General features: G+C 71.3%; 17 protein-coding genes. 3 read left to right on the top strand and 14 right to left on the bottom strand.

All coding sequences use genetic code 11. The features are described 5' to 3' along the window. Window positions 1-7: 7 nt before the first annotated feature. The 12 genes from rho to ACZ63I_RS24075 all read right to left on the bottom strand — a co-directional run bounded on the left by rho (window position 8) and on the right by ACZ63I_RS24075 (window position 18389). Window positions 8-2089 carry a transcription termination factor Rho gene (gene rho / locus ACZ63I_RS24130; protein ID WP_469341064.1) on the bottom strand — a complete coding sequence of 694 codons (2082 nt, stop codon included), beginning with the start codon at window positions 2087-2089 and terminating at the stop codon, window positions 8-10. A 405-nt stretch (window positions 2090-2494) separates the two neighbouring features. Next, window positions 2495-3415, bottom strand: coding sequence for a homoserine kinase (gene thrB / locus ACZ63I_RS24125; protein WP_469341063.1), 921 nt, complete (start codon window positions 3413-3415; stop codon window positions 2495-2497). A 200-nt stretch (window positions 3416-3615) separates the two neighbouring features. Further along, window positions 3616-4686 carry a threonine synthase gene (gene thrC, locus ACZ63I_RS24120; RefSeq protein WP_469341062.1) on the bottom strand — a complete coding sequence of 357 codons (1071 nt, stop codon included), beginning with the start codon at window positions 4684-4686 and terminating at the stop codon, window positions 3616-3618. A gap of 7 nt (window positions 4687-4693) precedes the next feature. After that, window positions 4694-5986 carry a homoserine dehydrogenase gene (locus tag ACZ63I_RS24115; RefSeq protein ID WP_469341061.1) on the bottom strand — a complete coding sequence of 431 codons (1293 nt, stop codon included), beginning with the start codon at window positions 5984-5986 and terminating at the stop codon, window positions 4694-4696. Between the two features lie 123 nt (window positions 5987-6109). Then, entirely contained in the window at window positions 6110-7501 is a 1392-nt protein-coding gene (lysA, locus tag ACZ63I_RS24110) for a diaminopimelate decarboxylase (protein ID WP_469341060.1), read from the bottom strand. Window positions 7502-7513: 12 nt separating this feature from the next. After that, window positions 7514-8497, bottom strand: coding sequence for an ArgS-related anticodon-binding protein NrtL (nrtL, locus tag ACZ63I_RS24105; RefSeq protein WP_469341059.1), 984 nt, complete (start codon window positions 8495-8497; stop codon window positions 7514-7516). Window positions 8498-9083: 586 nt separating this feature from the next. Further along, window positions 9084-9506 carry a response regulator gene (locus ACZ63I_RS24100; RefSeq protein ID WP_469341058.1) on the bottom strand — a complete coding sequence of 141 codons (423 nt, stop codon included), beginning with the start codon at window positions 9504-9506 and terminating at the stop codon, window positions 9084-9086. Between the two features lie 37 nt (window positions 9507-9543). Next, the gene (locus ACZ63I_RS24095) at window positions 9544-11739 is read right to left on the bottom strand and encodes an MMPL family transporter (protein ID WP_469341057.1); all 2196 of its coding nucleotides are present in this window, start codon (window positions 11737-11739) and stop codon (window positions 9544-9546) included. Window positions 11740-11917: 178 nt separating this feature from the next. Next, a complete protein-coding gene (locus ACZ63I_RS24090; RefSeq protein ID WP_469341056.1) occupies window positions 11918-15343 on the bottom strand; it encodes a GH92 family glycosyl hydrolase in 3426 nt (1141 codons plus the stop codon). Between the two features lie 187 nt (window positions 15344-15530). Continuing rightward, window positions 15531-16568: an aldo/keto reductase gene (locus ACZ63I_RS24085; protein ID WP_469341055.1), complete on the bottom strand. Its 1038-nt coding sequence runs from the start codon at window positions 16566-16568 to the stop codon at window positions 15531-15533. 155 nt (window positions 16569-16723) lie between these two features. Beyond that, window positions 16724-17353, bottom strand: coding sequence for an acetate uptake transporter (locus tag ACZ63I_RS24080; RefSeq protein ID WP_469341054.1), 630 nt, complete (start codon window positions 17351-17353; stop codon window positions 16724-16726). A 124-nt stretch (window positions 17354-17477) separates the two neighbouring features. Further along, on the bottom strand, window positions 17478-18389 hold the full coding sequence (locus ACZ63I_RS24075) for a polysaccharide deacetylase family protein (RefSeq protein WP_469341053.1): 912 nt from the start codon (window positions 18387-18389) through the stop codon (window positions 17478-17480). A 537-nt stretch (window positions 18390-18926) separates the two neighbouring features. On the opposite strand from ACZ63I_RS24075, the gene ACZ63I_RS24070 reads away from it, so the two are divergent. Then, a complete protein-coding gene (locus ACZ63I_RS24070; RefSeq protein ID WP_469341052.1) occupies window positions 18927-19883 on the top strand; it encodes an SAM-dependent methyltransferase in 957 nt (318 codons plus the stop codon). A gap of 60 nt (window positions 19884-19943) precedes the next feature. On the opposite strand, the gene ACZ63I_RS24065 is transcribed toward ACZ63I_RS24070, so the two are convergent. Beyond that, window positions 19944-20906 (bottom strand): TauD/TfdA dioxygenase family protein, encoded by a 963-nt coding sequence (locus tag ACZ63I_RS24065; protein ID WP_469341051.1) that lies wholly within the window; start codon window positions 20904-20906, stop codon window positions 19944-19946. 169 nt (window positions 20907-21075) lie between these two features. Between ACZ63I_RS24065 and ACZ63I_RS24060 the strand changes: the two genes are divergently transcribed. Further along, window positions 21076-21576: an OsmC family protein gene (locus ACZ63I_RS24060; protein ID WP_469341050.1), complete on the top strand. Its 501-nt coding sequence runs from the start codon at window positions 21076-21078 to the stop codon at window positions 21574-21576. Here ACZ63I_RS24060 and ACZ63I_RS24055 read toward each other — a convergent pair. Then, window positions 21537-22850, bottom strand: a complete 1314-nt coding sequence (locus tag ACZ63I_RS24055; protein ID WP_469341049.1) for an amidohydrolase — start codon at window positions 22848-22850, stop codon at window positions 21537-21539. The genes ACZ63I_RS24060 and ACZ63I_RS24055 overlap by 40 nt on opposite strands. An 89-nt stretch (window positions 22851-22939) precedes the next feature. On the opposite strand from ACZ63I_RS24055, the gene ACZ63I_RS24050 reads away from it, so the two are divergent. Then, on the top strand, window positions 22940-24847 hold the full coding sequence (locus tag ACZ63I_RS24050; protein ID WP_469341048.1) for an alpha/beta fold hydrolase: 1908 nt from the start codon (window positions 22940-22942) through the stop codon (window positions 24845-24847). Window positions 24848-24857: the final 10 nt, after the last annotated feature.

Below are 24857 nucleotides of genomic sequence, written 5' to 3'. Positions count from 1 at the left end.
GAGGACGTCAGTCGTTGCCGTTGCCCGGCATCGGTGTCGTCTTCTGGATCTGCAGCAGGAACTCCGCGTTCGACTTCGTCTGCTTCATCTTGTCGAGCAGCAGCTCGATCGCCTGCTGCTGGTCGAGCGCGTGCAGCACCCGGCGCAGCTTCCAGACGACGCCCAGCTCGTCGTGGCCCATCAGGATCTCTTCCTTGCGAGTGCTGGACGCGTCCACGTCCACCGCCGGGAAGATCCGCTTGTCCGAGAGCTTCCGGTCGAGCCGCAGCTCCATGTTGCCGGTGCCCTTGAACTCCTCGAAGATGACCTCGTCCATGCGCGAGCCGGTCTCGACGAGCGCGGTGGCCAGGATCGTCAGCGAGCCGCCGTCCTCGATGTTGCGCGCCGCACCGAAGAAGCGCTTCGGCGGGTAGAGCGCGGTCGAGTCGACACCACCGGACAGGATGCGTCCGGAGGCGGGCGCCGCGAGGTTGTACGCGCGGCCGAGACGAGTGATGGAGTCGAGCAGCACCACCACGTCGTGACCCAGCTCCACGAGGCGCTTGGCGCGCTCGATGGCCAGCTCGGCGACGGTGGTGTGGTCCTCGGCGGGGCGGTCGAAGGTCGAGGAGATGACCTCGCCCTTGACGGACCGCTGCATGTCGGTGACCTCTTCGGGCCGCTCGTCGACGAGGACGACCATCAGATGGCACTCGGGGCTGTTGACCGTGATCGCGTTGGCGATGGCCTGCAGGATCATGGTCTTGCCGGTCTTCGGCGGGGCCACGATCAGTCCGCGCTGGCCCTTGCCGATGGGCGCGACCAGGTCGATGATCCGGGTCGTCAGCACACCCGGGTCGGTCTCCAGGCGGAGCCGGTCCTGCGGGTAGAGCGGCGTCAGCTTCTGGAACTCGGGCCGGCCGCGGCCGGAGTCGGCCGCCATGCCGTTCGCCGTGTCGAGGCGGACCAGCGCGTTGAACTTCTCGCGGCGCTCGCCGTCCTTGGGCTGGCGCACGGCGCCGGTGACATGGTCGCCCTTGCGCAGGCCGTTCTTGCGGACCTGGGCGAGCGAGACGTACACGTCGTTCGGGCCCGGCAGGTAGCCGGAGGTCCTGATGAACGCGTAGTTGTCGAGGATGTCGAGGATGCCCGCGACGGGGATCAGCACGTCGTCGTCGGCGACCTGCGGCTCGCCGCCGCCACCGAACTCCTCGCGGCCGCGCCGGCCCCGGCGGTCGCGGTAGCGGCCGCGCCTGCCGCGCCTGCCGCCCGCCTCGTCGTCGAAGTCGTCCTGGGGGCCGTTGTTCTGGTTCTGGTTCTGGCCGCCGCGGTTGTCCCGCTGCTGGCGCTGACCGCCGCCGCCCTGCTGGTTCTGGCCGCCCTGGCCCTGCTGGCCGCCCTGCTGGTCGTCGCCGCCCTTGCCCCTGCGGTCGCGCTGCCGGTCGCGCCGGTCACCGCGGTCGCCGCGGTCAGGCCGGTCGCCGCGCTGCTGGCCGCGGTCCTGGCGCTCGCCGCGCCTGCCGTCGGTGTCGACGCTCTGCGCCGAAGCGCCCACGGCGGCCTCGGCCTTGGCGTCCGGCCGGTCCTCCGCCTGGGGGGCCGCTGCCTGCGCTTCGTTCTTGGGCTCGGCGACGCTGATCTCGGAGTTTCCTGCCGGTGAGGTGGCTCGGCGCCTGCGGCGCTCGGTGACCGGCTGGTCGTCGCTCGCCGGCTGGCCGGGGATGTCGATCTGCTGCTGTGCGGTGGCCTTTTCGGCCTTGTCCGCCTTCTCGGCGGCGGCTGCGGCAGTCTCACCCGTACGGGCCTTGGAGGTGGCCCTGCGCTTCGGCTTGGCCTCGGCATCGGCGTCGTCGGCGCTCTTGGCCGCGGGCGACGAACCGCCCTGCGTCTCCTTGATGACCTCGATCAACTGGCTCTTGCGCATCCGCGCCGTGCCCCTGATGCCGAGGCCGGACGCGACCTGCTGCAGCTCGGCCAGGACCATGCCCTCAAGGCCGGTGCCGGAGCGGCGGCGCCGTGCGGTGGTGCCAGTGGCAGCACCTGCGGCGGGCGCGGTGTTGTCGACACTGTTGTCGGCAGTCACGCCCATCAGATCGGTGGTGTCGCTCACGAAGGGTCCTTCCCTGGAGCGGACGTCGGCCTTCTGGCTCGGCGACCGGTTGTGCTGTCCGGCTGCGGCCTGTGATCTTTCGGATCGAGGACCGATGCCGGGGCGGTGGTCCCGCCGGGTATGGCGGAGAAACATGCGTTACGTGCAATGGGTCCGGCCCGAGGTCCCCCTGCTCGGCCCACTCGCTGGGAAAAGCGAGGGGGTGTCGTGCCGGTTCCGAGGCGTGCTCAAAACTGCTCAGGCAGGCTGCTCAGGCAGTTGGGGAGGCTCCCGGAAGAATGGTGGTCCCGAAATGGGGACGTAAATCAGCAATACACGGCGCCGCAAAGACAACCGCTGCTGGCTCAAGGCTAACACTACCGGCTCCAACAAACATTCCCCCTCTCACTCACCGGCAATCCCCCGTCACTGAGAGCCGAGCGGCAGGACGCTCGCTCCCGCGCCGTCGAAGGAGAGCCGGTTGGCGGCCCATCCCTCCCCCGCCAGCCGTGCGACCTTGTCGGCCGCACCGTCCTCGGCCAGCGCGAGCACCGTGGGGCCCGCGCCGGAGATGACCGCGGGGACGCCGTCCGCGCGCAGTCGGTTGACCAGGGCGACGCTCTGCGGCATCGCGGGGGCCCGGTACTCCTGGTGGAGCCGGTCCTCCGTCGCGGGCAGCAGCAGCTCGGGACGCCTGGTCAGCGCCTCGACGAGCAGGGCCGCACGGCCCGCGTTGGCCGCGGCGTCCACATGGGGGACGGTACGCGGCAGCAGTCCGCGCGCCGTCCGGGTGAGTACGGGGTCGCCGGGGACGAAGACCACCGGAACGATGGACGCGAGGGGCTCCATCCTGATCGCCCGCGCCGCTCCGCCGTCCGTCCAGGCGAGCGTGAAGCCGCCGAGCAGGCACGCGGCGACATTGTCGGGGTGTCCTTCGATCTCGGTGGCCAGCTCCAGCATGGCGACGTCGTCGAGGCGCGCGTCGCCGCCCGTGGTCACGGCGCGCGCGGCGACAATTCCCGCGCAGATGGCGGCGGATGACGAGCCGAGACCCCGGCCGTGCGGGATCCGGTTGGCGCAGACGACCTCAAGGCCGCGCGGCTGCCCGCCGAGCAGGTCGAAGGCGGTACGCAGGGCCCGTACCAGCAGATGGTCCTCGTCGCGGGGCAGCGTGTCGGCGCCCTCGCCCGCGATGTCGATGTGCAGCCCGGAGTCGGCCACGCGGACGACGACGTCGTCGTAGAGCCCCAGCGACAGGCCCAGGGCGTCGAAGCCCGGACCGATGTTGGCGCTGGTGGCGGGGACGCGCACCCGTACGGCGGCGGCGCGGAACGCTGGACCGGCCATCGCTCTGACGACTCTCCTTGTGACTGCGAATTCCGTGGTGACGGCGGTTTTCGAGACCCGGGGCGCACGAAGGCGGCAACACCGCGGCATATGCGGCGGGGCGGGTTGGGTACAGCCTATCGAAGGAAGGTTCTCATCCGACATAGGGCGCACAGGAGGCGCACGATGCGTGTCGCCCGTCCTCCTGTGCGCCATCGCCGTCAGGCGAGTCCGAGCCGCTCCGCCGCCGCGACCGCGTCGACGGGGACCACGATCGGCCGGGGCGCGCCCTGGACGGCCCAGTCGGGGTCCTTGAGGCCGTTGCCCGTCACGGTGCAGACGATGCGCTGGCCGCGGTCGACCTTGCCCTCTTCGGCCGCCTTGAGCAGACCGGCGACGGAAGCGGCCGACGCCGGCTCCACGAACACGCCCTCCCGGGCGGCCAACAGCCGGTAGGCGCGCAGGATTTGACGGTCCGTGACCTCGTCGATGAAGCCGCCGGACTCGTCGCGCGCGGCCAGCGCGTACTTCCACGAGGCGGGGTTGCCGATCCGGATCGCGGTGGCGACGGTGTGCGGGTCCTTGACGACCTCGCCGCGCACGATGGGCGCCGAGCCGGACGCCTGGAAGCCCCACATCCGCGGCGTGCCGGTGGCGGGCCCGTCGGCGGCGTACTCGGTGTAACCCTTCCAGTACGCCGTGATGTTGCCGGCGTTGCCGACGGGCAGCACATGGATGTCGGGGGCGTCGCCGAGCGCGTCCACGATCTCGAAGGCGCCGGTCTTCTGGCCCTCGATCCTGGCCGGGTTGACCGAATTGACCAGCGCCACCGGGTAGTTGTCGGACAGCGAGCGGGCCAGCGTCAGGCAGTCGTCGAAATTGCCGTCGACCTGGAGGATCTGCGCGCCGTGCACCAGCGCCTGGCCCATCTTGCCCAGCGCGATCTTGCCCTGCGGGACCAGCACGGCGCAGACCATGCCGGCCCGTACCGCGTAGGCGGACGCCGAGGCCGACGTGTTGCCGGTGGAGGCGCAGATGACGGCCTTGGCGCCGGCGGCCTTGGCCTCGGTGATGGCCATCGTCATACCGCGGTCCTTGAACGAGCCGGTCGGGTTGGCGCCCTCGACCTTGAGGTGCACCTCGCAGCCCGTCAGCTCGGAGAGGAGTTGTGCGGGGACGAGCGGCGTACCGCCCTCGCGGAGCGTGACGATGTCCGTCTCCGCAGTGACCGGGAGGCGGTCCCGGTACTCCTCGATGATGCCGCGCCACTGGTGGGTGCCATTGCTCGTCATGGGTCCCTTACTCCCCTTCAACACGCATGATGCTGGCGACACCGCGCACGGTGTCGAGCTTGCGCAGCGCTTCGACGGTCGCCGACAGGGCGGCGTCTTGCGCGCGGTGGGTGACGACGACGAGGGAGGCCTCGCCGTCCTTTCCCTTCTGGCGGACGGTGTCGATGGACACGCCGTGCTCGGCGAATACCGTCGCGACCTGGGCGAGCACACCCGGTTTGTCGGCCACGTCGAGACTGATGTGGTAGCGCGTGACGACGTCGCCCATGGGGCTGACGGGCAGCCGGGTGTACGCCGACTCCCCTGGTCCTGTCGCCTCGTTCAGCTTGTTCCGGCACACGGCGACGAGATCGCCGAGGACGGCGGACGCGGTCGGCGAACCGCCGGCGCCCGGCCCGTAGAACATGAGCTGCCCCGCCGCCTCGGCCTCCACGAAGACCGCGTTGTACGCCTCGCGCACGGAGGCGAGCGGGTGGCTGAGCGGGATCATCGCCGGGTGGACGCGCGCGGTGACGGACTTGCCGTCGGCGGCGCGCTCGCAGATGGCGAGGAGTTTGACGGTGCAGCCCATCCGCCGGGCCGAGGCCAGATCGGCGGAGGTGACTTCGGTGATGCCCTCGCGGTGCACGTCGTCGAGGCGTACCCGGGTGTGGAAGGCGATACCGGCGAGGATCGCGGCCTTGGCCGCCGCGTCGAAGCCCTCGACGTCGGCGGTCGGATCGGCCTCGGCGTAACCGAGCGCGGTGGCCTCGTCCAGCGCTTCGGAGTAGCCGGACCCGGCGCTGTCCATCCGGTCGAGGATGAAGTTGGTGGTGCCGTTGACGATGCCGAGCACCCGGTTGACGGTGTCGCCCGCGAGGGATTCGCGCAGCGGCCTGATCAGCGGGATGGCGCCGGCCACGGCGGCCTCGAAGTAGAGGTCCTTGCCGTGTTTGGCCGCCGCGTCGTACAGCGTCGCGCCGTCCTCGGCGAGCAGCGCCTTGTTGGCCGAGACGACCGACGCGCCGTGCTCGAAGGCGGTGGTGATGAGCGTACGGGCGGGCTCGATACCGCCGATGACCTCCACGACCACGTCGACGTCGCCGCGTTTGACCAGGGCCGTCGCGTCCGTCGTGATCAGCGACGGGTCGATGCCCGCGCGGGCCTTGCCCGGCCGCCGTACGGCGACCCCGGCCAGTTCCAGGGGGGCGCCGATCCGGGCGGCCAGGTCCTCGGCGTGCGTCGTCATGATGCGCGCCACCTCTGAGCCGACCACACCACAGCCCAGCAGCGCCACCTTCAGCGGACGCGAACGCATCATCCGACCTACGCCTTTCGTTTCAAGCCCAGTGCCCATACAGCACGAATCCGGTCCAGTCTCACTCACTGGACGGAAGTTTCCGCCGTCCGTCCAGATCCCGAGACCATCTCGCTACCTTCGGCATTATCCGACGTCCAGCCGGAGCAGGTCCTCCTCGGTCTCCCGCCGCACGATGACCCGCGCCCCGCCGTCCTTGACGGCGACCACCGGCGGGCGCAGCGCGTGGTTGTAGTTGCTCGCCATGGAGCGGCAGTACGCACCCGTCGCGGGGACGGCGATCAGGTCGCCGGGGGCCAGGTCGGCGGGGAGGAAGGCGTCCCGTACGACGATGTCGCCGCTCTCGCAGTGCTTGCCGACGACGCGGGAGAGCATCGGCTCTGCGTCGGACCTGCGGGAGACGAGCGCGACGCTGTACTCGGCGTCGTACAGCGCGGTGCGGATGTTGTCGGACATGCCGCCGTCCACGCTGACGTAGGTGCGCAGCCCTTCGAGCGGCTTGATCGTGCCGACCTCGTACAGCGTGAAGGCCGTCGGTCCGACGATCGCCCGGCCGGGCTCGACGGAGATACGCGGCGTGCTCAGCCGCGCCGACTCGCACTCGCGGGTGACGATGGAGAGCAGCGCCTTGGCGATGTGGTGCGGCTCGCTCGGGTCGTCGTCGGAGGTGTACGCGATGCCGAGGCCGCCGCCGAGGTCGATCTCGGGCAGTTCGACGCCGTGTTCGTCGCGGATCTGGGCGAGCAGTTCGACGACGCGGCGCGCGGAGACCTCGAAGCCCGCCATGTCGAAGATCTGCGAGCCGATGTGCGAGTGGATGCCGATGAGTTCGAGGCCGTCGAGCTTGAGCGCGCGCCGGACGGCCTCGGCGGCCTGCCCGTCGGCGAGCTGGATGCCGAACTTCTGGTCCTCGTGCGCCGTCGCGATGAATTCGTGGGTGTGCGCCTCGACGCCGACGGTGACCCGGATCTGGACGCGCTGGCGCTTGCCCTGGCTCTGCGCGATGTGCGCGACGCGGACGATCTCCTGGAACGAGTCGAGGACGATTCGGCCCACGCCGGCCTCGACGGCCCGCTCGATCTCCTCGGTCGTCTTGTTGTTGCCGTGGAAGGCGATGCGCTCGGCGGGCATGCCGCCGGCCAGCGCGGTGGCCAGCTCGCCGCCCGAGCAGACGTCGAGGTTGAGGCCCTCCTCGGTGAGCCAGCGGACGACGGCGCGGGACAGGAACGCCTTGCCCGCGTAGAACACGTCGGCGTCGGGGCCGAAGGCGTCGGACCAGGCGCGGCAGCGGGCCCGGAAGTCGGCCTCGTCGAGGAAGTAGGCGGGGGTGCCGAACTCCTCGGCGAGCCGGGTCACTTCGATGCCGGCGACGGTGGCGACACCGTTCTCGTCGCGGGCGACGGTGCGGGACCAGACCTTCTCGTCGAGGACGTTGAGGTCTGCCGCCGGTGCGGAGTAGTGCCCGTCGGGGATCACGTCTCCGTGGCGGGGGCCTGCGGGGTGCGCGGAACGGCTCATCTCTTCGCTCTTTCAGAGGTGTTCGGGTGCGGTGATGCCGAGCAGGGACAGGCCGCCTGCGAGCACGGCCCCGGCGGCTTCGGCGAGCGCGACGCGGGAGCGGTGGGCGGCCGAGGGTTTCTCGTCGCCGACGGGCAGCGGGCGGCCGGTTTCCTGGAACCGCAGGACGGCGTCGGCGGTCAGTTCGAGATGACGGGCGAGCCGGTCGGGCGCGTGTCGTCGGGCGGCGCTCTCCAGGACGGCGGGGTGGTCGCCGACGGCGGCGAGCAGGTCGGCGCCTGCTTCCTCCTGCTCCTGCGGGCCGCCTTCCGGGACGCCCAGTTCTGCGGCGGCGCGGCTGAGCGCGCGGGTGCGGGCGTGGGCGTACCGCACCAGGAACAGCGGGTTGGTCTCGCGCTGGACGAGCAGCCCTTGGCCGGTGAGCGGGCGGTCGTGGGCGGCGGCCCGCAGCAGCCCCCAGCGGGCCGCGTCGGGGCCGAGCCGGGCGACGACGTCGTCCCCTGCCGGTACGGGCACGACGGCCAGGGCCTCGCCGCCGGGCCGGACGTCTGCGGTGGCGCCCTGGGCGCGGAGCAGGCCGACGACGGCGCCGGTCCAGACCCTGGCGCGGACGCCTTCGCCGGGCGCGAAGGTCTTCGTCGTACCGGCGTGGGTGTCGCCGTGGCCGTAGCGGGTCCCTGCGGCGAGGACCGTACGGACGAGGTCGGCGCCGCCGTCTGCGCTCAGGGTGAAGTTCAGGAAGCCGGGCCCGGTGATCTCGACGCGGGTGATCCCGGGGGTCTCGATCCGGCTGCGCAGGATCTCGGCGACCTCGCGCGGCGCGCGTCCGGCGGGTCCCGCCAGCGTGAGGGCGGCGTTGGTGGCCCAGTCGCCGCTGCCGCCGGGCCGTGGCCGCTCGACCCGTACCCGCTCGGGCACGTCGACCAGCAGCGCGCCGTCCGCGACGGCACGGCACACGGCGTGCCGCACGGTGCGGGCGAGCTGGGCGGGGGTCACGGCACAAGCGTATGGGAGACCCCGGGGGGTCTCGCGCTGCGTTTCGCTATGCGGTCACCTGAGCGGGTTCGCCGTCCGGCGGGGTTCAGGTGTCTGGGTTGCGGTGCGTCCGGCTGGTGCCGGGTTCCGGGGCCTCCGGAGGGGGGTGTCCGGACTGCTCGATCGCTAGAACTCCTACGCTTTACGTCCGGACACCCCCCTCCTGCGACCCCGGCCCCCTCCCCCCGGTGGGGCCAGTCCGACGTCCGCGTGGGCGCGACTTGCGGGGTCCGTGCGGGCCCGGGGCCGCGTCCCTGTCGTGGACGCCCGGCCCCTTGCGGCCGGTGGTCGTGGCGTAGCCGATCCGTGGGGCGGGGCTGAAGGGGGTCGTGCAGGGGTGGTGTCCGGAGCGTAAAGCGTGATTTGCGGCGCATATCCGGTTGCACCGCGTGTGGGACGAGCACGCGCCGTAAATCGTGCAGCGCAGGACACCATCCCGGAACGGCCCCCGGCGACAACCGCAACCCAGACACGTGAACCCCGCCGGACGGCGACACCGCGCCGGACGGCGACACCGCAACCAAGACACGTGAACCCCGCCGGACGGCTACACCCGGCCCGCTCCGTGGCAGTCCACCGTTGACCACGGGTCGTCGCCCCGCGCCAGGCGGCGGACGATTCTGATCAGGTCCGCCGGTTCGAAGGGTTTGCCGAGGAACGCGTCCACGCCCGCCGCCACGCCCGCGTCGACCTCGTACTGCGTGCACGCGCTGATGACGGCGATCGGTACCTGGCTGGTGCGGGGGTCGGCGCGTAGGCGGGCCGCCGTGCTGAGGCCGTCCAGGCGCGGCATCACCACGTCGAGGGTGATCACGTCGGGCTGGACGTGGTGGACCACGTCCAGGCATTCGGCACCGTCGGCCGCGGTCACGACCTCGAAGCCCTCCAGTTCGAGATTGACCCTGATCAGTTGCCTGATGACTCGGTTGTCATCGACAACGAGCACCCGGCCGGACTCGCCCGCCACCATTCGAGAGTAGGTCGGACGGCGGCGCCGCGTCCGGGTTTTAGTGACTTCCGCGCGCGTCCCGGGGCGGATGCGGCGGCAGGGAGGCGCCCTCCATGTCGACGTTCGGGACGATGCGGTCGAGGGCGTGCGGCAGGCTCCAGGCGCGCCGTCCGAGCAGGGCCATCACGGCGGGGACGAGGGTCATCCGGACGACGAAGGCGTCGATCAGCACACCGAAGGTCAGTGCGAAGCCGATGGACTTGATGATGGGGTCGCCGTTGAAGATGAAGCCGCCGAAGACGGCCGCCATGATCAGCGCCGCGGCGCTCACCACTCGTCCGCTGCGCGCCAGGCCCTGGGCGATGGCCTCCTTGGCGTCGCCGTGGTGCTGGTAGTGCTCGCGCATCCGGCTGACCAGGAACACCTCGTAGTCCATGGCGAGCCCGAACAGCACGCCGATCAGCAGCACCGGCAGGAAGCTGGTGACCGGGGCTGCCGCCGCCACCTGGAACGTGCTGTCCAGGTGGCCGTACTGGAACACCCAGACGACCGCGCCGAGCCCCGCCGCGATCGACAGCAGGAAGCCGAGGACGGCCTTGATCGGCACGAGCAGCGACCGGAAGGCGATGGTCAGCAGGATCAGCGCCAGGACGACGATGATGCCGATGAACAGCGGCAGCGCCGAGGAGAGCTTCGCCGACACGTCGATGGCGGCGGCGGTCGCGCCTGCCACGTACACCTGGCCGTGGGCCCGCGAGACGGGCGGTCCTACGTCGTCGCGCAGCCGGTTGACCAGGTCGGTCGTCGCGGGCGCGTCGGGGCCTGCCTTGGGCACGACGCCGATGACCGTGACGTCGCCGTCCTTGGACGCGTTGGGCGGGGCGACGGCGACCACCTCGGGATCGGCGGCGATCTTGGCGCGTACCTGCCGGACCACGGGGGTCCGGTCGGCGGGGGCGATGCCGGTGCCGTCCACGACGACGATGAGGGTGGCGTTGAAGCCGGGGCCGAAGCCCTTGGAGAGCAGTTCGTAGCTGCGGTGCTGGGTGGTGTCGGTCGGTTGGGTCTCGTTGCTGGGCAGGCCGAGCCGCAGACTCAGCGCGGGCACCGCGACGACGAGCAGTCCGACGACCCCGACGACCAGGACGAGGACCGGGGCGCGCATCACCGTACGGGCCCAGGCGAGGCCCCAGGCGCCGGGCAGTTCGGGGGTGTCGCGGCGGCGCCGGAACCGGCCGCCGCCGGGCTTGGGCCGCAGTCGCTCGCCGCCGAAGGCGAGGACGGCGGGGACGAGGGTGAGGGCGACGAACACCGCGATCAGCACGGTGCCCGCCGCCGCGAGACCCATGATCGTGAGGAACGGGATCCCGGTCGCCGACAGTGCGGCGAGGGCGACGACAACGGTGACGCCGGCGAAGGTCACGGCGCTGCCCGCGGTGGCGACGGCCCGGCCGATCGAGTCGTGGACATCGGTGTCGGGGTCCACGAGCTGTTCGCGGTGGCGGGAGACGATGAACAGGGCGTAGTCGATGCCCACGGCGAGGCCGACCATCAGGGCGAGCACGGTCGCCGTGTTGGTCATCTGGACGAAGCGGGAGACGAACATCACGGCCGTCACCCCGATGCCGACCCCGATGAGCGCCGTGACCAGGGGCAGCCCGGCCGCCAGCAGGGAGCTGAGCGCGATGGCGAGGACGAAGAAGGCGATGACCACGCCGATGATCTCGGCGGGCCCGCCGACCTCGGTCTTCGCCGTCTCGGCCGAGCCGCCGAACTCGACCTGCAGCCCGGCGTCACGGGCCGGTGCCATCGCCCGGGAGAGTGCGTCCTTCGCCGAGTCGGGCACATCGGAGGCGGCTTGGCGGAACAGCACGTCGGCGTAGCCGATGGTCCTGTCCTTGGAGTACGTGCCGGTCTTGGCCGGGTCGGAGACCGTGACCACGCCGGGCACGGTGGCGGCCTTCTTGAGGCTCGCCGCCACGGCCTGCTTCTCGGCGGGCGCGCTGAGCTTGGTGCCCCCGTGGGCCACGAACACGACGCGGGCCGTGCCGCCTGCCGCTTCGGGGAACTTCTCCTTCAGCAGGTCCTGCGCCTGCTGGGACTCGATGCCCGGTACGGAGAACTCGGTGGTCAGCTTGCCGTTCAGGGTGGTCCCGAGCCCGGCGACGACCACGAGGAGCAGCAGCCAGGCGCTCACGACGCGGCCGCGATGGCGGGCCGCCCACCGACCCAGTGCGTACAACCGTCGAGCCACGGACCGCCTCTTCCCTCACGTGTTCCCGGGTGCCTCAATCCCCCGCGCTCACTTACCCCGCGATCTTCGAATCATCACCCGGGAGGCGCTCGGGGGCGCGCCCGGAGGGGCCGGACGGCGCACCGCGGCCGGGCCACCGCTCGCTCTCCGGTGGTCCGGCCGCGGGTGTTTCGCCCGGTCAGTCGCCGAAGGCGAGCGCGAACAGGTGGAGTGTGCCGTCGGAGCCGGTCTGCGGCAGCGTGATCGACGCCACTGTCTTCGCCGGGTCCACGGGCACCTTCGTGGCGAAGACGTACGCCTTCACCGTGTCCTTGCCACCGCTGCCGGTGGCCCGGTAGGCGGTGGTGATCGCCGCCGTGTCACCGGGCAGCGGCTGGGCGGAGTTGGCGTTGAGCGTCCAGTCGGAGAAGGCGACCGTGCCCTGCGCCGTGCTGCCGTCGGTGTAGGTGACGGTCAGCTTGCCCGAGACGCCGCTGCCGTCGGTCGGCGCGTTGGTGGCCGCGCCGAGTACGCCGAGTGAGGCGCCGGCGGTGCCGGCCGGGACCGGGATGGTCTGGCCGGTCATCTCCAGGTTGTCGGGCTTGCCCGCTGCCACGTCCGGCCAGGTGTAGGTCAGCCCGTCCGCGGTGATCTTCGAGCCGTTGCTGACCCCGGCGGCGGACAGGGCGTTCTGGGAGTACGCCCAGCCGCCGTCGTCGAAGCCGCCGGTGAAGCTCGCGCCGTCCGGATAGACGCCCTCGTTCGTCTCGTACGGCCACAGCTCGCCCGGTTTCGCCACGGCGACCCGCAGTGCGGTGCTGCCCGCGGGGGCGCCGTTCTCGGACAGGGCGAAGGAGACCGCGTAGGTGCCTTCGGCGCCGCCGGCGGTGACGGAGAGCTTCTGCTTCACGCTGCCGGAGGCGGGGACCGTCAGCGAGCCCGACGCGGTGTCCAGGCTGACTCCTGACGGCACGGTGGCCTTCCAGTCGACCGTCACCGGCTTGGTGCTGATGTTGGTCAGGTCGAGCGTGCCGGGGGCGGTGGTGCCGGGGGCGGTCACCAGACCGTCGGTGGGCCCGGTCGCGGCGAGGATGCCCTGGCTGCCGGTGGTGTCGGACGGCGGGACCGAGCCGGGCTCCGACGCCCAGGAGGTGTTGGGCGAGGTGCCGAGGGTCCAGTTGAGGCTGTTGGCGTCCGCGATCTGCCCGTAGGTCAGCCAGGACTTGTCCAGCGCCTTCTGGTTGACGCTGAGCGCCTGCACGTACGGCGCGTCCGGCGCCGCCTGCGGGGCGTTGATCTTCAACTTGTGCCCGCCAACGGTGAGTTGGGCGACCGGGAAGGCCGGGCTGCCGAGCGCCAGGGTGTCGGTGCCGGGGGTCTGCGGATACATCCCCAGCTCGGACCAGACGTACCAGGAACTCATCGCGCCGAGGTCGTCGTTGCCGAACGAGCCGACGGGGGCGTTGAAGTAGAGCTTCTGCTGCGCCTGCCGGACGGCCGCCTGGGTCTTCCAGGGCTGCGCCAGGTAGTCGTACTCCCAGGGGATCTCCAGGCTGGGCTCGTTGCTGAGGTTGGCGTTGACGCTCGTCGGCTCGGTGATGTTGTCGAGGAGTCCGTCGAGGAACGCGGAGTACGCCTTGGTGCCGCCGCCGGCGGCGGCGAGCTGCTGGATGTTGAACGGCACCATCGGGGTGTACTGGGCCGAGCTGCCCTCGACGAAGCCGTTGGAGGTGCCGGGGGTGAAGCCGGGCGCGAACTGGCCGTCGGCGTTCTTGCCCTGCAGGTATCCGGATTCCGGGTTGAAGACGTTCTGCCAGTCCTGGGCGCGGGTGGCGAACTTCTTGTACACGGCGTTCTTGCCCAGCGACTTGGCGAACGAGGCGAGCGCGTAGTCGGCGCTGTCGTACTCCAGTTGGGTCGAGACGGGCCCGTAGAAGTTGCAGCAGCCGGGGTTGGTGGTGTCGAGCGGGATGTAGCCCTTGCTGTCGCGCACCGGCTCGGCGGGGCGGTCCTGGTTCGGCGCCGTCGCCTCGTGCTGGAGCGCGTCGAGCGCGTGCGCCGTGTCGAAGTTGCGGACCCCGAAGGCGTACGCGTCGGCGATGATCGCCGCGGCCGGGTCACCGACCATCACATAGCTCTCGCCGTTGTTCGACGCCCACTTGGGCAGCAGGCCCGTCTGGTCGTAGCCGTTGAGCATCGACGTCACCACGTCGCCGGTGAGCTGCGGCTCGACCACCGCCATGAGCTGGGTCTGCGAGCGGTAGGTGTCCCAGCCCGAGTAGTTGGCGTACTGGGCTTTCTGACCTTGTGTCAGTTTGTGCACCTGGTTGTCCATGCCCATGTACTGGCCGTTGTCGTCGGAGTACACGTTCGGGTGCAGCAGCGAGTGGTAGAGCGCGGTGTAGAACTGGATCTGCTGGTCGGTGGTGCCGCCGCCGATCCCGACCTTGTCCAGCACCTTGTTCCAGGCGTCGTGGTTGGCCTGGCGCATCGCGTCGAAGTTCCAGCCCTTGACCTCTTTGGCCAGGTTCGACGTGGCGTTGGCGTCGCTGGTGTACGAGATGCCGACGGCGGCCGTCACGGTCTTGGCGGCCGTGGTGTCGAAGGTCAGATACATCCCGTTGGCGCCGGTGGTGGGCGGAGCCGCCGCCTTGGCCGCGCTGCTGGGGGCGGCGCTCGGGGACGTGCTCGGGGCGGGGGCCGGGGTGCCCTTGGGGTTCTTGCCGTGCACGGTCGGGGCCGGTGCGGAGGGCACGGTGAAGTGCTTCTCCTTCTTCGGGCCCTTGGGTGTGGTGGCCGGGGTCTGCTTGACCGCGCCCCGCTGGAGCGCCGTGGCGTTCGGGTTGATCGTGCTGCCCACCCACGTACCGCTGGTGGTGAAGGGGTGGTCGAACTTGATGTCGAAGTGCAGTGTGTAGCGGTTGGCGGCGCCGCAGAAGTGGCCGCTGTCGATCGACCCGGTCACCTCGCGCTTGCCGACCACGCTCACCCGGGTGCCGTCGACCTGCGTAGCGCCGTTGCTCAGCTTCAGCAGCAGGCTGGAGTCGGCGCTGCCGGGGAAGGTGAACTTGCCGAGCCCCGCGCGGGTGGTGTCGGTCAGCTCGGTGGTGATGCCGGCCGCGTCCTTGACGCCGTAGTAGCCGATCGCCGTCTGCTCGTCGTCATGGCTGAACTGGGCAGACTTATTGCCGAGGTTGCCGGACAGCGCCCCGGTGACCGGCAGGATCGGCAGGTCGCCCGCGACCCCGCAGCCGGGTCCCGACACATGGGTCAGGCTGTAGCCGCTGATCTTGCTGTCGTCGTACTCGTAACCGCCGCCGGACGGGCGGTCCGGTGTGGTGTCGGGGCCCCACTGCATCATCCCGGCCGGCATGTCGGGGCCGGGGAAGGTGTCCACGGCGCCGGAGGTGCCGATGAGCGGGTTGACCAGCGAGGCGGGGTCGTCGACCAGCGCGGGTCCGGTCGCCGCCGACGCCTGGCCGACGGCCTGGAGCGGCACGAGCGCCAGGCCGAGCACCGCGACCGCGGCCAGATGTCTGCGGAATCGGCCCTGTCTGCGGCTGTCGCCACGGCTGCGGCCGGGGATTCGGGGCGCGGGTGCGCGTCCGGTGCGGGGTTCTGCCATCGGTTGCCTCCACAGCGAGCAGCGAGTCAAGACGTCACTGATCAGCGGAATACAACGTTGTGCAGCCGGGATATACCAGGATGACAACGTTGCCAATCCGTACCGATGGAGAGCGTGGCCCTCGGCGTGACGCGATGTCAACGCTCCGGACCACACCTTTCCCTGCCCATTACATCTACCGCTCGCGTTACCGGACGGCGCTCCTGCGCCGCAGCGCCGGGTCGCTCAGCGACGGCGGGGTGTAACCGGCGTCCCTGTCCGTGAAGTTGGTGCCGGGCGGGGCGATCTCGTCGATCCGGTCGAGCACGTCCTGGCTCAGCTTGACGTCGTCGGCGCCGAGTTGGGTCTCCAACTGCTCCATGGTGCGCGGGCCGATGATGGCGGAGGTGATCGCCGGGTGCTCCAGCACGAAGGCGAGGGCGAGTTGGACGAGCGTGATGCCCGCCTCCTCCGCCAACCGGGCGAGCGCGTCGGCCGCTTCGAGCTTCGCCGCGTTCTGCGGCGCGTTGATCTCGAACCGCACGCCCTGGCCGGCGCGGCTCGACGCGGGCTGCTCGGCGCCCTTGCGGTAGCGGCCGGAGAGCCAGCCGCCGGCCAGCGGGCTCCACGGGATCACCGCGAGACCGTACTTCCGTGCCACCGGCAGCATCTCGCGCTCGATGCCGCGGGCCAGGACGGAGTACGGCGGCTGCTCGCTGACCACGCGCTCGTACCCGCGCCGCTCGGCGATCCACTGGCCCTCGACGATCTGCGACGGCGGGTAGGTCGAGGTGCCGATGTAGCGGATCTTGCCCTGGTGCACCAGGTCGGAGAGCGCGCCGAGCGTCTCGTCGAAGTCGGTGTCCTCGCTCGGCCGGTGCACCTGGTAGAGGTCGATCCAGTCGGTGCCGAGCCTGCGCAGGCTGTTCTCGACCTCGCGGACGATCCAACGCCGGGAGTTGCCCTGGTGGTTGGGGTCGTCCCCCATGCCGCCGTGGAACTTGGTCGCCAGGACGACATCGTCCCTGCGCCCGCCGGCGAGGGCCTTGCCCAGGATGGTCTCCGACTCGCCTGCCGAGTAGACGTCGGCGGTGTCGACGAAGTTGATGCCCGCGTCGAGTGCGCGGTGGATGATGCGGACGCTGTCGTCGTGGTCCGGATTGCCCCGGCCGCCGAACATCATGGTGCCCAGACACAGCGGGCTGACCTTGACGCCGGTTCGGCCGAAGGGGCGGTACTCCGTCATCGCGCACTCCCGTTGACGATTCGTTCGGTCACAGCGCCGAGAAGGCTACGCCCCGCCCCGCGCGGGAACCGGGAGGCGAACCGCCGACGGCCCGCCCCCGTGAGGGACGGGCCGTACGGGACGATCGGCCGGTCAGGTGACCGGCGCCGGGCGGGTCACCTGGCCAGCGGCCCGGTCGGCAGCAGCTCGCGCTTCCAGGTGTTGTTGGTGACCGTCGCCGCCGAGGCGTACCAGGCGACCACCGCGGTCACCAGGCCGACCCAGCCGCCCGCCTTGGTGACCGTGGTCGACTGGTCGAAGGCGCCGATGCACAGCAGCACGAAGGTGACGGTCAGGGTGACGAACACGGCGAGCACGGCGACGCTGGTACGCAGCGCGGCGAGGCACATGTAGCCGGTGAAGATCGCCCAGGCCAGCAGGAAGAGCCCGGTGGCCTGGTAGGCGTGGGCCGGGTCGAGGCGCGGCGCCACCTGCGAGCTGTATCCGGCGAACGCCAGCCAGAAGCCGCCGAAGGAAGCGAAGGCCGTGGCGGCGAAGGTGTTGCCGCGCCGGAACTCCCACATGCCGGCCAGGAGTTGGATGATGCCGCCGTAGAAGAACGCGAGCGGCAGGACGACGTTCTCCACGGACGCGTTGATCAGCCCCGCGTTGAAGAAGCTGAGCACGAACGTGGTCATCGCAAAGGCGGCGAGACCGAGAGCGCCCGGATCGGCGATACCGGAGGCGGCGGATGCGGCAGGCTGGGGGGCGGCTGGTACGGCGGCGTTCGATTCGGCAGTTGCCACAGTGGATCCTCTCCGCGATGTCCCCGGCGGACAGGGCGCGCACCCGTGTAGTGCATGCCCATTACACCGGGTTGGCGGAACATCATCCTGGTCTCGTGGAGGACTTGGGTCAAGACGCCACGCATTATCCTTTGCGTCCGTTTTGCCCGTCCTTGCTGACGTACTGCGCCAACTCGGCGTGCGTGGCGTACCAGACGTCGAACTCGGCGATGTGGTCGAGGAGTTCACGCAGGATGGTGATCCGGGAGCGGTGGCCGATGACATGCGGGTGCAGGGTGAGCTGGAAAACGCCACCCTCCTCGATCGCCTGATCGAATTCGTCCCGCCAGATGGTCAGTACGCCGCGCGGCGGTGTGTACGGCCGGGACGAGGTGTGCCGGTCCATGGTGAAGTACGGCGCGTCGTCCCTGATCCACTCCACCGGGATCTCCACCATGCCGGTGGGCTCGCCGGCCGCGAGGATCTCGTACGGGTCGTCGTCGGCCATCAGCGAGGAGTCGTACAGCAGACCCAGCTCGCGGGAGATGGCGAGGGTGTGGTCGGAGAAGTCCCAGGACGGCGTGCGCAGTCCGACCGGCCGGGTGCCGCTCAGCGCCTCCAGGGTGTCGGCCGCGCGCAGCGCAAGTTCGCGCTCGTCGGCGGGCGCGAGGGTCATGTTGCGTTCGTGGATCCAGCCGTGCAGCGCCACCTCGTGCCCGGCGTCCACGTACGCCCGTACCTCCTCGGGGTGCAGCAGCGCGGACACGGCCGGCATGAAGAACGTCGCGGGCAGACCGCGCGCCGCCAGCAGCCGCAGGATGCGCGGGGTTGCCACCCGGGAGCCGTACTCCCCCTGGGAGAGCTTGCCCGGCCGGGTCTCGCCGTCGCGCAGCGGAATCGTCTCGTGGTCGGAGTCGAAGGAGAGCGCGACGGCCGCCCGCGCCCCGCCGGGCCACGCGGCGGGCAGCAGGGAGCGCCCGGCCCTTACGGCCCCGACATGGCCGCGCCAGGTCGCCTCGTCCCACTGCCAGGGCTGCTGCTCCTCGGAAAAGGTCATGGCCCCGACATTGGGCCGCACTGCCGCCCAGGTCAAGCGGCACGTCGCGGCGTGTGGCCTGAGCATCAAGAAGGAGTGGACTCCTGGTCAACGACGTCCGGTCCCGAGCCTGGCAGTGTGGCGTGAGTCGTCGCCGCACCTTCGGGGGACCGAACGGGGGTGTGCGGCGGAGTCGGGCAACTGCGCGGGGGGCAGTTGCCCGGCGGACGGGGGGGAACCGCCGGTGACCGACCCGCGCCCGACCGGCGATCCGTGACCGCCGCGCACCCGGCCCGACCAACCGGGTGCGCGGCAGGGCGGCGGCCATGTGGCGGCAGAGCGGCGTGCGGGTGATCGACGGGCCGGCCGCCGAAGCGGAAGGCGCGGGTGCCGGGGGGGCAGCGCCGGGGCGGCGCCGGCGGGGACAGCAACTAGGCTGCGCATGAAGTGATTTGCTCGCCGAGCGGTCCTGGCCGCTCCACCGCTTCGCGTCGCACCGCCGACAGCCATGTTGCCCGGACCGCCGGCCCCGCCGGTCCCACCGAAGGAACCGCCACAATGACTGACCACGAGCCCGAGGCCGCCGGGCCGGCGGGCGTCCGCAGACGTCCCCCCAAGCCGCAGGTCGACACCAGCAAGCCGCAGTCGGCGCGCATGTACGACTACTACCTCGGCGGCAAGGACAACTACCCGGTCGACCGGGCCGCCGCCGAGCAGGTCCTGGCCGCCTTCCCGAACCTGCGCTACGGCGCGCTGGCCAACCGGCGGTTCCTGACCCGCGCCGTACGGGACCTGGTGCACGCGGGCGTCGACCAGTTCCTCGACATCGGCACGGGCATACCGACGTCCCCCAACACCCACCAGGTGGCGCAGGGGATCAACCCGGCGGCCCGGGTGGCGTACGCGGACAACGACCCGATCGTCCTCGCGCACGCGCAGGCGCTGCTGGTCAGCACCCCGCAGGGCAGGACCACCTATATCGAGGGCAACGTCAAGAAGCCCGAGACGATCCTGGAATCCGCCGCGCTGGCCGAGGTCATCGACTTCGACCGGCCGGTCGCCGTCATGCTGCTCGCCGTGCTGCACTTCGTCGAGGACGGCGAGGGCGCGTACGAGATCGTGCGGACGCTCATGGACGCGATGCCGTCCGGCAGCCATCTGGTGCTCTCCCACGCGACGAACGCGTTCGCGCCGGAGGAGTGGGCGCGGGTGCTCGCGACGTACAAGGCGTCGGGGATATCGGGGCAGATCCGCGACCGCGCGGAGATTCTGCGGTTCTTCGACGGTCTGGAGATGCTGGAGCCGGGGCTGCAGGTCGTGCACCGCTGGCGGCCCGACCCGGCGCCCGCCGAGCAGCCGGCCGGGCAGTCCTCCGAGCAGTCCTCCGAACGGGGCGCGGCGGAAGGCCCTGACGACGAGGTGCCGGCGCCGCCCGCCGACCCGTTCGCCGGCTTCTCCGCCGACGAGCTGGACGCGATGGTCTCCGGTTACGCGGGGGTCGCGCGCAAGCCGTGACGCGTCGGGTGACCGCCCGGTGAGCCGTAGGGGCGTACGGCCCACCGGGCGGTCCCCTGATCAGGTGGCGCCCGCGCCCGCCGCGTCGGTGGGGCGGCCGAGCGCCGAGTTGTACGCGCTGTCGTCCCCGGTCACCGAGCGGCTGCGCTCCCCCGACACCGACACCGGCACATCGCCGACCAGGGTGATCCGCTGCACCCGGCGCGGCTGGTCGCCGTAGTCGGCTATCGCGTAGTGCTGGGTCGCGCGGTTGTCCCAGAAGATCACGTCGCCGGGGGCCCAGCGCCAGCGCACGGTGTTCTCCAGCTCGGTGACATGGTTCTGCAGGACCCGCAGCAGGTCGCGGGAGTCCTCGCCCGTCCAGCCGACGAAGCGGCGGACGAACCCGCCCAGCACCAGGGCCCGTTCACCCGTCTCCGGGTGGACCCGCACCACCGGGTGCTCGGTGACGTACTCGGTGGAGGTGAACACCTCGCGGTACTCGCGCTCCGACGCCGAGTCGTCGCCCTCGCGCGCCTCGGAGACGTAGTCGTACGCGTTGGAGTGCACGGCCCACAACCGGTCGGCGAGCGCCCGCAGTTCGGCGGGGAGCGTCGCGTAGGCCCGTACGGTGTTGGCCCATACCGTGTCGCCGCCGTAGGGCGGGATGGTGACGGCCCGCAGGATCGAGCCGAGCGGCGGGGACCTGACGAAGGTGACGTCGGTGTGCCACTGGTTGGCGCGGCCCGTGGTGCGCCCGTAGTCCAGATCGAGCACGGCGGGGCTGCCGTCGAGGGCCGGTACGGTCGGGTGCGCCGCTGTCGGTGAGCCGAATCTGCGGGCGAACGCCTCCTGCGACGCGGCGTCCAGCCGCTGGTCGCGGAAGAAGACGACCTTGTGCGCCAGTACGGCGGCGCGGATCTCCGCGATGACGGTGGGTGACAGGTCATCGGCCAGATCGACGCCGGCTATCTCGGCGCCGATGTGCCCGGCGGCCTTGCTGATCCGTAGTCCCGTGGCAGTGGGTCCCGTGGCAGTGGTCATGCCGACCGATGCTCGCAGCGCGGGTGGGGACGGTCAACGGAGGGGCGTTACGGGCGTATGGCAGTCGTGCGAAACCTCGTCCGGGGCGCGGCCCGCGACGGGAAGCGGGAACAAGAGGCTGCCGCCACACGTTACTCCCCGTGACGAACGACGACAGCAGGGATGAGCGATGGCAGAGCTGAGGATCGAGCGGACCGGTACCCACCAGTTCGTCGGGCGGAACGAACGCGGCGCCGAGGTGCGGGTCGGCCGCGTCGGCGGGGAGGGCTCCTTCACCCCGGGCGAGCTGCTCCAGTTGTCGGCCGCAGCGTGCGCGGCGGTGACGGTCGAGGAGCTGGTGGTGCGGCGCTCGGGCGAGGACGCGCCCTTCACGGCGACGGCGGACAGCGACCGGCGCCCCGGCAGCCATGAGTACGACACCCTGCATGTCGCCCTGGACGTCGACCTCTCGTCGCTGGACGAGGCCGCGCGCGAGCGGGTGGCCGCGGCGATACGCGGTGCGGTCGCCAAGGAGTGCACCGTCAGCCGCACGATCGAGAAGGGCACGGAGGTGACGCTCGCCATCGCCACCTCGGGCCCCTCGGGTGCGGCGGAGACGGACGGCACGGCAGACGCCGGGGCGGACGGCGCTCAGGCCAGCTTGGCCAAGGCGGCCGACACCAGCGTCTGAACGCCCGGGACGAGCACGGACAGGTCGGGGGCGAACAGCGGGCTGTGGTTGGCCGGGACGTTGGCGAACTTCTCCATGAGGTCCGTGCCCGGCGCGCTGTCCCACGCGGGCAGGGGCGTCGAGGTGACGTACCAGTAGTCGTACGGGACTCCCGCCGGGGCGAGCAGGGAGAAGTCCTCGCTGCCCATGGCGGGCCCCGCGTCGAGCACGGTGCCGTCACCGAACACCGCGCGGTGCACGGCGGCGATCTCGGTGTCGAGGGCGGCGTCGTTGACCGTCGTGGGGTAGCTGGAGACGACCGTGATCTCGGGCGCCTTCGGGCAGCCCGCCGCGGCGCACTCGCCCTCGGCGATACGGCTGATGGCGGCGAGCATCTGCTCGCGCACGGCCGGGTCCTGGCTGCGCAGGTTGAGGCCGAGCCTGGCCTCCCCGGGGATGATGTTGGACCGCTCACCCGCGTGGAACTGGCCGACGGTGAGAACGGCCGAGTGCCGGGCCGCGATTTCCCGGGAGATCACCGTCTGGAGCCGGGTGACCACATGCGCGGCCGTGACGACGGGATCCACGGCGGCCTCGGGGCGTGAGCCGTGGCCGCCGACGCCGTACACGACCAGGTCGAGGTCGTCGGCCGCCGACATCGTCAGTCCCGGCGTGTGGGAGTAGAGGCCGACGGGCCCCGGCGCCGCGTGCTGGCCGAGCAGAACGTCCGGGCGCGGGAAGCGGCTGTGCACCCCGTCCGCCACCATCGCCGCCGCACCCGCGCCGCCCTCCTCGGCCGGCTGGCCGACGACCACGACCGTGCCCGCCCAGACGTCCCGCCCGGCGGCCAGTGCCAGCGCCGCGCCCATCAGCCAGGTCACATGCAGATCGTGGCCGCACGCGTGCATGACTCCGGGCACCCGCGAGGCGTAGTCGAGACCGGTCTCCTCGCCGACGGGCAGCGCATCCATGTCAGCGCGCAGCCAGACGACCGGCCCTTCGCCGCGCCGCAGCACCCCCACCACGCCGGTGCCGCCCACGCCCTCGGTCACCTCGTACCCGGCGGTGCGCAGGGCGGCTGCGAGCTTGCCCGCGGTGCGGAACTCCTGCCCGGACAGCTCCGGGTTCCGGTGCAGGTCGCGGTAGAAGTCCGCCAGGTCGGCGGCCTTGAGCCCGCCGGTGAGATCCGCCGTGCGGCGGGCTGTCCGCTCGGGGGTGTGCCGCGGCGCGAGGGTGGGCTGCGGCCCGGGAGTGTGCTGCGGCGCGGGGGTGGCCGACTGCGCGGGAGTGGTCATACGCCTTCTGTTTCCCTTCCAGAGATGCCCGTCTGTCACTTAGTGACATCCTGACGTTTGGTGCCCGAGATAGCGGACAGGAGATTTCTATGTCCACGACATCGCACACCACCCCGCACCTCACCGTCGAGGAACTCTTCGACTCACCCGAGCGCGCCGGCGCCTCGATCTCGCCCGACGGCACCCGGATCGCCTACCTGGCGCCGTGGCGGGAGCGGCTGAACGTCTGGGTGCGGAGCGTCGAGCCGGACGGCGAGGCGCGCTGCGTCACCGCCGACGACCACCGCAGCGTGTCGTCGTACCACTGGACGGACGATCCGCGCTGGCTGCTGTACGAGCAGGACGGCGACGGCGACGAGAACTGGCACCTGTTCCGGGTCGACCTGGAGAGCCCCGGAGCCGAAGCGGTCGACCTCACCCCCTTTCCCGGGAGCAAGGTCACCGGGCTCGAACTGCCGCTCTCGCGTCCCGGCAAGGCGATCCTGAATCTGAACCGCCGCAATCCCGCCGAGTTCGACCTGTACGAACTCGACATCGCCACCGGCGAGTTGACGATGCTCGTGCAGAACCCCGGCATGGTCGCCGGCTGGCTGTGCGCGCCCGGCGGCGAGCTGTTCGCCCATGCCACCACCGACGAGGGCAATATCGAGTTCTCCCGCTGGGACGCCGAGACCGGCAGCCTGTCCCCCGTCCTGGAGTACGACGGCTCCGACTACCCGCTCGGCATCCACCCGATCCAGCTCACCCCGGACGGCACCGGCGTGTGGATCGGCTCCTGCCGGGGCACCGACAGGACCAGGCTGGTCCGGGTCGAGCTGGCCACCGGCGAGGAGACCGAGGTCGACAGCCACCCCGACTTCGACCTCGACACCCGCTCCGCCGTCTTCCCCGGCCTCCCCTCGCCGCTGATCCGCGACCGGCGCACCGGCGAACTGCTCGGCGCCCGCTACCTCGGCGAGCGGCAGGTGATCCACCCCCTCGACCCGCACTTCGCCGAGGTGCTGGCGCATCTGGGCAAGCTCTCCGACGGCGACCTGGCCGGTGTCTCGTCCGACAGGAGCGGGCGGCACTGGATCGTCAGCTTCACCAACGACCGCGACCCCGGGGTCGCTTACCACTACGACCACGACACGGGCGAGAGCCGGCTGCTGTTCCGGCCGTACCCGTACCTGGACCACGAAGCCCTCGCCCCCATGACGCCGGTCACGATCCCGGCGCGCGACGGCCTCGACCTCCCCTCGTACCTGACCCTGCCGGCCGGCGCGGAGTCGTCCGCACCGCCGATGGTCCTGCTGGTGCACGGCGGCCCCTGGTCCCGCGACGCCTGGGGCTTCAACCCCCTGGTCCAGCTCCTGGCCAACCGCGGCTACGCGGTGCTCCAGGTCAACTTCCGCGGCTCGACCGGTTACGGCAAGGCCCATCTCAAGGCCGGCATCGGGGAGTTGGCGGGCAAGATGCACGACGACCTGATCGACGCGGTCGACTGGGCCGTGGACAAGGGGTACGCGGACCGGTCCCGGGTCGCCGTCTTCGGCGGCTCGTACGGCGGTTACGCCGCGCTGGTCGGCGTCACGTTCACCCCTGACGTCTTCGCCGCGGCCGTCGACTGCTTCGGCATCTCCGACCTGGTGACCTTCCTCGGCACCGTGCCGGATTTCGTGAAGCCCCATCTGGCCACCAACTGGCACCTGTACGCGGGCGATCCGGACGACCCGGAGCAGCGGGCCGAGCTGCTGGCGCGCTCGCCGATCAGCCGGGTGGACCAGATCCGTACGCCGCTGATGGTGATCCAGGGAGCCAACGACGTCCGCGTCGTGCAGGCCGAGTCCGACAAGATCGTCGCCGCGCTGCGCGCGCGGGGCGTACCGGTCGAGTACATGGTCAAGAGCGACGAAGGACACGGCTTCGTGAACCCGGAGAACACCATCGACATGTACCGCGCCGCCGACGCCTTCCTCGCCCGGCACCTGGGCGGGCGGCCGCACGCGGACAGCTAGGGCCTGTCGT

Source organism: Streptomyces sp. NPDC087906, assembly GCF_055584925.1.
The sequence above is the reverse complement of the archived record's forward strand: the minus strand, read 5'-3'. Positions and strand labels throughout refer to the sequence as shown.